7 protein-coding genes are annotated in these 6,759 nt (G+C 57.0%); all 7 read left to right on the forward strand.

Features of this window, described 5'->3' with window-relative positions; all coding sequences use genetic code 11:
• Positions 1 to 136: 136 nt before the first annotated feature.
• The 7 genes from C5P05_RS17355 (at position 137) to C5P05_RS17385 (ending at position 6,352) form a co-directional block, all read left to right on the forward strand.
• A complete protein-coding gene (locus C5P05_RS17355) occupies positions 137 to 508 on the forward strand; it encodes an OsmC family protein (RefSeq protein WP_198674762.1) in 372 nt (123 codons plus the stop codon).
• Between the two features lie 256 nt (positions 509 to 764).
• The gene (locus C5P05_RS17360; RefSeq protein ID WP_114971091.1) at positions 765 to 1,325 is read left to right on the forward strand and encodes a hypothetical protein; all 561 of its coding nucleotides are present in this window, start codon (positions 765 to 767) and stop codon (positions 1,323 to 1,325) included.
• Positions 1,326 to 1,705: 380 nt separating this feature from the next.
• Positions 1,706 to 2,509 (forward strand): hypothetical protein, encoded by an 804-nt coding sequence (locus C5P05_RS17365; RefSeq protein ID WP_114971092.1) that lies wholly within the window; start codon positions 1,706 to 1,708, stop codon positions 2,507 to 2,509.
• Positions 2,510 to 2,744: 235 nt separating this feature from the next.
• The gene (locus C5P05_RS17370) at positions 2,745 to 4,454 is read left to right on the forward strand and encodes a bifunctional diguanylate cyclase/phosphodiesterase (RefSeq protein ID WP_198674763.1); all 1,710 of its coding nucleotides are present in this window, start codon (positions 2,745 to 2,747) and stop codon (positions 4,452 to 4,454) included.
• 89 nt (positions 4,455 to 4,543) lie between these two features.
• Entirely contained in the window at positions 4,544 to 5,200 is a 657-nt protein-coding gene (locus C5P05_RS17375; protein ID WP_114971093.1) for a DUF2306 domain-containing protein, read from the forward strand.
• A 21-nt stretch (positions 5,201 to 5,221) separates the two neighbouring features.
• Entirely contained in the window at positions 5,222 to 5,623 is a 402-nt protein-coding gene (locus C5P05_RS17380) for a hypothetical protein (protein WP_114971094.1), read from the forward strand.
• Between the two features lie 204 nt (positions 5,624 to 5,827).
• Positions 5,828 to 6,352, forward strand: a complete 525-nt coding sequence (locus C5P05_RS17385) for a GNAT family N-acetyltransferase (protein ID WP_114971106.1) — start codon at positions 5,828 to 5,830, stop codon at positions 6,350 to 6,352.
• Positions 6,353 to 6,759 lie beyond the last annotated feature (407 nt).

Here is a 6,759-nt window from a genome sequence, read left to right on the forward strand (position 1 = left end):
AAAAAACTTTCGCGCTTTTCTGTGCCCGGACCTATTATTTCAAAATGGTGCCGGCGCCAATCGCGTCAGATGCCGCACGCCCCCAACTTGAGGTACGTCAATGCAGATTTCAGCGCTTGTTCGAAATTCCATTTCCATGAACGAGGTCTTCGTTACTACTGCGGGCGCCCAACAATCGTTGTCTGTGCCGGCCAAGTCATCAGGGGGAGGTTCGGCGGTGAATGGCGGAGAGTTCCTCATGCTCGCTCTGGCCACATGCTTCTGCAACGATGTCTATCGCGAGGCCGCCAGACTCAATATTCTTGTTGAAAGTGTCGAGGTGGAAGCCAGCGCCGAGTTTCCGGGTGTTGGGCTTTCGGCGACCAATATCACCTACCGTGCCCAAGTGTCTTCGCCGGCCCCAGCAACCGTCATTGCTGAGTTGCTACGCCAAACTGATGTCGTGGCGGAGGTTCACAACACCATGCGCACTGGCGCTCGTATCGAATTGCAAACGTGGAAAAAATAGACGGAGTAGATTGTTGGGGCGTGGCCTTATTCCTGTGCGGGGGACGACATGTGGGGAAACAAGGACAGCAAATATCGACCTGCTGTCTCATCGCTCGGGTTGGCAGCCCACACTTGCTTGACGACTTCCTGACCTCTTCGAAGGCTCAGGTCGACGCTCCCGTCTGTCCATTGCCAGGTTATTGAAAATTCCACTTGAAATTGCTTCCACTTACTACTAATTTGAGCGGGTATCTGCGTCCGTGCGAGGGGGTGTCATGGCCAATGAAAAAAGCTACAGTGAAAGGTCTCTTGAGCAGGCTGCTCAACGCAAGCTCGACTTCGACCATGGCTACCGAAATGGAGGTGGGTTCAACTACGAATCCGGGCGGGGGGCGGCGAAAAAGGAGGCCGAGCGTCGAGACCGTGAAGCCTTTGACCGTCACATCCGCGAGACACCCAACCACGCCAACACTGGATATGCTCCGTACACCAGGCCTCGCATCTCGCCAGCATCCAGGGGCAGACGCAGCAAGGGCGAGGAGATTGCAGCTTGGTTAAACCATCTTCCCAGTCGTTGCTCGTCCGGGGTGTACTGGATTGCAGGAACTTTCATCGCCCTTGTCGGATACGGCGTGGGCCTTTACCAGGGAGCCACTCATGGCGACGCCGCCATTTATGGTCTGGTCTTTGTGGCCGCCGTCGCCATCGCCGTTAAGTTGACCTTGTTTCTGCTCGGCTTGGCTGTCATTCTGACGGAGCTGGCAATCAAGGTGACACTTGTTTGTACCGCGCTCTATTTTGGTTACCGACTATTGGGCTCGGCCGGCTATTTTTGAATCCGTCCTTGCCCTGCTGGGTTGAAGCAGTCAAGCCATTCACGTGGGTCGAAACCACGCCTCAGTCCCCATCGGGCGAGGGCACAAGGGGATAAGACTATCCGAACGCGACCCTTCGCTTGGGCAAAAGTTGGTAATCCTGATAGCTGCTCAAAACGGTGAGCTCTCATTCAATCGGGGAACCACTTCGCGCGGCAAGGAAAAAGCAGAGATTTGTGCCGACACCTCACGCAGTTCCGAAAACTCGCAATCGGGGCTGGCGCATAAAATCAAGGACCGGAGTTCGTTTTCCCGCCATTCTCATGCCAGGCTCAAGGGCGTTGGTGTGCCAACAGGCGGCACTGCGTTCTTCTTCCCACCTGTCCACCAAGGAATCCCTGATGTCTCTCTCAAGTTCGACCCTCACCGCCATTCAAAAAGTCGGCGCGGCCGCTTTCGCCGCCGATGAAAAACTACAAAAAGAAGTCAAAGAATATGCCGAGCGCGTCCAAGCCGCAATTGCAAAAAACGCCTACAGCTTGGGCAATGACGTCCTGATTGAGAACTGGAAGGTGGTTGCACGGCTGGCGCAATCCCTGGTGGGCATTGAGGAAGAGCTCAGGAAAATCTATCAAGTCGCATCAGAATTGACCGACGACGAGCGACCCCTTGTGCGCGAAGTACCGGTGCTGGAAGCACCGACGTGGTCTGCTTCCAGGGGCGTGACAAAGCAGGTTCAAGTCAAGCCCGCCAAGGGTAAGCTCGCCCCAAAGAAAAGGGCGTCCAAGCTTGTGACCGCTGTCGTGGCGACCGCAAAGCGTTCGGCCAAGCTGACGCTCGTGAGTGATGCCGATTTGACGCCGACCGATGTGGTGGTCAAGCGGAGCAAGAAGGTAGCGTCATCTAAAGCCAAAGTAAACAAGTCCAGTGGCGCTGCCTTTGCCGAGAAGAAAGCAGCGGCGCTCGGTGGCAACCCCACCAAGCTACTGGCCCATTTTGAGCGCGTGCTCAATTCGAACGATTTCACAGCTCTGAGCCAAACAGTTGCCGCACAGGAAACGGGCATTCCGCTGGGCTCTATGACAGCTGCCGTCAAGAAATTGATTGAGACCGGTCGCATTGTTTCGGGACCCGATGGCGGCTTGAAACTGGCGACCGCTCAGCCAGCCTCGCAGTCTGCTTCGCAGCCGCCATTGGAAGCATAGAACAACGCCAAGCCCGAACTCTGTGGCAGGTCGGGTTGGCATTGGGTGGGAAGCAATGGGTACGGGCAGTGGATAGCTTCTGACGACCAGGACCGGGCATGCAGAAACGAAATCGAGTCAGGCAGTTGCAACTGGTGCCTCGTATGATGTATGGGAGGTGTCCGTTATACACGCTACAGTGAGAAGCGCGGGTGGGCGGGCGCGAATGTCCAGCTTAGCAATGAACGGATGAAGAATGCAGCGAGTCGAAAATGCCGAGAAGGACGAGTCCCATGCTGCGAGAGTGATTGAATCCCTCAAGGCCCACATTGCAATTCTGAACGGCAACGGTGAGGTCCTTGAAACCAATGCTGCGTGGCGCGACTTTGCTCGATGCAACGGCATGACGGGCTGCGCAAGCTCCATTGGTGTCAATTATCTGGACTTGTGCGATAGAGCCAAGGAAGGGGGCGACGGCGATGCAAGGTCAGTGGCCGCAGGAATCCGCGCCGTCCTGTGCGGTGACAGCGAAGCATATGAAATCGTTTACCCCTGCCATTCTCCACTGGAAAGACGTTGGTACCTGCTGCAGGTCAACCGACTGACCGGGGGTGGCCCTGGGGCGGTGGTGCTGTCCCACAACAACGTGAGTAAGTTCAAACTGGCCGAGGAAGCGCTGGCAAAGGCCCAGCAATGCGCTGAAGCCTTGGCTGCCGCCATCGCTGAGAAAGAACGCTTCGTCAAGGGCATTGCTGACAACCTGCCAGGCATGGTCGCTTATTGGGACAAGGATTTGCGGTGTCGCTTCGCCAACCATGTTTACCTGGAATGGTTTGGCAGATTGCCTGAGGCCATGCTCGGCATCACCATGCAGGATTTGATGGGTGAACGATTGTTTGCGCTGAACGAGCCCTATATACGTAAAGCCCTGGCCGGTGAAAAGCTGCATTTCGAACGAACCCTGACCAAGGTCGACGGCAGTATCGGTTACACCCTGGCGCACTACATCCCTGACATCAACCCCCTTGGTGCCGTCGACGGCTTCTCTGTTCTGGTCAGCGACGTCACGCCGTTGAAGAAGGCTGAATTCGAACTGAAACTGGCCGCCAGTGTCTACCAAAATACCCTCGAAGGCATCTTCGTGACAAATATTGGCGGGGCCATCCTGTCGGTAAACCCGGCCTTCACCGCGATAACCGGCTACACCGCCGAAGATGCTATCGGTCAGTCTCCTCGAATTCTCAACTCCAATCAGCACGACCCCGGCTTTTATGCCGCAATTTGGCAGGACTTGGCCGTCACCGGTCATTGGCAGGGGGAAATATGGAACCGCCGTAAAAATGGCGAGCTGTATTTGGGATGGCAGGCCATCACCAGCCTTCCCGGCAGCGCTGACGAGCCAGTGCGCTACCTGTCGGTATTCAGTGACATCACCGAACTGCGGCGCAAGAGCGAGAAAATCAAGCATCTGGCCTTCTACGATGCTTTGACCGACCTGCCAAACCGCTCCCTACTGATGAACAGGCTTGAGCACCATGTCGCCAAGGCCAAGCGTGAGCAGCATAGTCTGGCGCTCATGTTTCTCGACCTTGACCAATTCAAGTTCGTCAATGACATGCTCGGCCACGATGTCGGCGATGACTTGCTCAAAAGGGTTGCTCAGAAGCTCCAGGCACAGGTAAGGCAATCGGACACTGTGGCCCGGCTGGGTGGCGACGAGTTCGTCATCCTGCTTGACAAACCGGCGAACCAGGAAGAGTTGGCGGACATTGCCAGCCGCATCGTCGCCGACATCCAGGAGCCCATGGATTTCCACACCAAGATAGCCCAGGTAGGTATCTCCATCGGCATTGCCGTGTACCCCATCGATGGGCTTACGCCTTCTCAGCTGATTAAAAGCGCCGACCTGGCCATGTATGCGGCCAAGGGCGCAGGCAGAAACACCTACCGTTTTGTTGAGGCTTGAACGGGAATCGGCCAATCCAGACTGCCGGGATTCTCGGAGGTTTGATACCGGCGAGTTTGAACCGTGGACTCTTCGCATCAATATTCGACATGCGTCTCACCCGCTTCGTAACGCTCATCATTCTGTCGCTCGGCGTCGCGGGCTACGCCATAGCTGTCTATCGCTTGCTCCCGTTGGGGGCCGCACTGCACCCGGACATGCGCGCCACCTTTGAAGCTCATCGCACCGGCATCTACGCCCACATCTTTGCCTCGGCGGTGGCGCTGAGCATCGGCCCCTTCCAGTTCTCGGCACGTTTGCGTGCCACACACCTGGGTCTGCACCGCTGGTTGGGGCGGCTCTACCTTGGCATCGGCGTGTTGGTCGGCGGCCTGGCAAGGCTGTTCATGGCTTTCTACGCGTTTGGGGGTCTTCCCGCCCGCCTTGGCTTTGGCTGTCTGGCGCTTGCATGGCTGTACACCGGGTTTCGCGCCTATTTGGCCATCCGCAGCCGCGATGTTGTATCCCATCGCCGCTGGATGGTTCGCAACTTCGCTCTCACATTCGCCGCCGTGACCCTGAGGCTCTGGCTACCGGCAGCCGTCGCGGGCGGTATCCCATTTGAGCTGACCTATCCGGTCATTGCGTGGCTCAGCTGGATTCCCAATCTTTTATTGGCCGAGCTCTTTTTCCAACAAACTCATAGACCTTCTGCCGGGCAGGCAGCCGCCAGCAAGTCGGAGTCTGCGCCACATGTCGAACATTGACCGACAACATACAAAACTCATATGAAGCTCAAGCATAAGTCCCTCGTCGCGTCCCTTATGTTGACGCTTTCTATTCTTGGTTGCAGCGACCGAGAAGAGGGCTCCGGCACAGGCGACGCCGTCAGTTCCAGTGGCACGAACGGCGAAGTAGCTACCGACCATTGGCTTGGCCAATGGAACGGGCCCGAAGGCACCTTTCTTCTGCTCTCAGGCGGCCAGGGAAAGTATGAAATAACCATCCAGAATCTGGATGGTCCGCGCACATTCCAGGGAAGCGCGGTGAGTGGGCAGATTCATTTTGAACGCAATGGATTGAAAGAGTCGATTCGGGCGAGCGATGGCGCTGCAACCGGCATGAAGTGGCTCAGCAACAAATCGAACTGCCTGACGGTCCGCCCCGGAGAAGGCTACTGCCGCGATTGACCATGCGCCTCAAAATGTCGGCAGACCCGCATATCGAGCGATTGTTGCCGTTGAAGTTGAGCATATTCTTCCGGGTTCAGGCATAGCCCCCAGGGGCACCCTGCCGACACGTGCCTGTCGACCAGAAATGCGTACCCGGAGCTCGGGCAAAATCTGAAAGATATTCACCGGCGAGCATGCTGAAATCCACAAAGAATGGGCGAGATGGACATCAATATCAGGAACGAGACGACGGCTGACGTGCCTGCGATAGAGGCCGTAACGGCGGCAGCATTCTTAACCGCACCGCATACGAACCATGCTGAGCAATTCATCGTCCAAGCGCTACGTAATGCAGGCACGCTGGTCATTTCACTGGTCGCCGAGGCAGAGGGGGATGTCGTCGGCCATGTCGCTGTATCGCCAGTATCCATTTCGGACGGGACATCCGGCTGGTACGGCCTGGGGCCCATTTCGGTGGCCCCTGCGTATCAAGGGCAATGGGTGGGTTCATGCCTCATGCGCGCAGCCCTGCTCGCGCTTCGCGCACGTGGAGCCCACGGTTGCGTCGTTTTGGGCGAGCCAGGCTATTACGGGCGTTTCGGCTTTGTGGCCGAACCCAGTCTTGTCCTTCCGGGCGTTCCGCCCGAGTACTTTCAGGCTCTTGCGTTCAGCTCGGCACTGCCATGCGGCAGCCACATGGAACAGCATTCGCGGTATCGGGGTCAAGATAATGCTCCTTCGCTGTGAATGACGCGTGCCACTACCGCGTTTCGCGTGCTGAAGCTCATACCCAAGATAACTGTTCCTGGCCAGAGTTCATAAGACCACTTCCGCCGTCGTCAGCCCTCCATTGCGTGGGCTCTCGGGGATGCCAAGAGCCCTGGCGGCCGCTAGGCTAGGTTCACCAACGCGCGTGGCGCCGCCCTTATCTGCAACCATACTGTCCATCGACTTGCCCTGCCAACTAACTCTTGCCTTGCAGCCTCTCACCACCCCGGTCGTGTTTTGGACCACCAACGGGGGAACGACGTAAGCGTCTGCTGAAGGCATATTGAATCGATGACCAATCGAAACGATAGTGTGCATCATGAAGATCGTGCACACCAGTTCGAACGAGGTCGATAGCCCTCGCCCCACAAGACGTTATTACAGCC

The sequence above is a fragment of the Rhodoferax ferrireducens genome, assembly GCF_003347515.1.
GTDB lineage: Bacteria > Pseudomonadota > Gammaproteobacteria > Burkholderiales > Burkholderiaceae_C > Rhodoferax.

Excerpts from the sequence above, each read along its gene's own strand:
- C5P05_RS17365 (WP_114971092.1), top strand. The coding sequence starts at position 1,706 with ATGTCTCTCTCAAGTTCGACCCTCACCGCCATTCAAAAAGTCGGCGCG.
- C5P05_RS17380 (WP_114971094.1), top strand. The coding sequence starts at position 5,222 with ATGAAGCTCAAGCATAAGTCCCTCGTCGCGTCCCTTATGTTGACGCTT.
- C5P05_RS17355 (WP_198674762.1), top strand. The coding sequence starts at position 137 with ATGAACGAGGTCTTCGTTACTACTGCGGGCGCCCAACAATCGTTGTCT.
- C5P05_RS17370 (WP_198674763.1), top strand. The coding sequence starts at position 2,745 with ATGCAGCGAGTCGAAAATGCCGAGAAGGACGAGTCCCATGCTGCGAGA.
- C5P05_RS17360 (WP_114971091.1), top strand. The coding sequence starts at position 765 with ATGGCCAATGAAAAAAGCTACAGTGAAAGGTCTCTTGAGCAGGCTGCT.
- C5P05_RS17375 (WP_114971093.1), top strand. The coding sequence starts at position 4,544 with ATGCGTCTCACCCGCTTCGTAACGCTCATCATTCTGTCGCTCGGCGTC.
- C5P05_RS17385 (WP_114971106.1), top strand. The coding sequence starts at position 5,828 with ATGGACATCAATATCAGGAACGAGACGACGGCTGACGTGCCTGCGATA.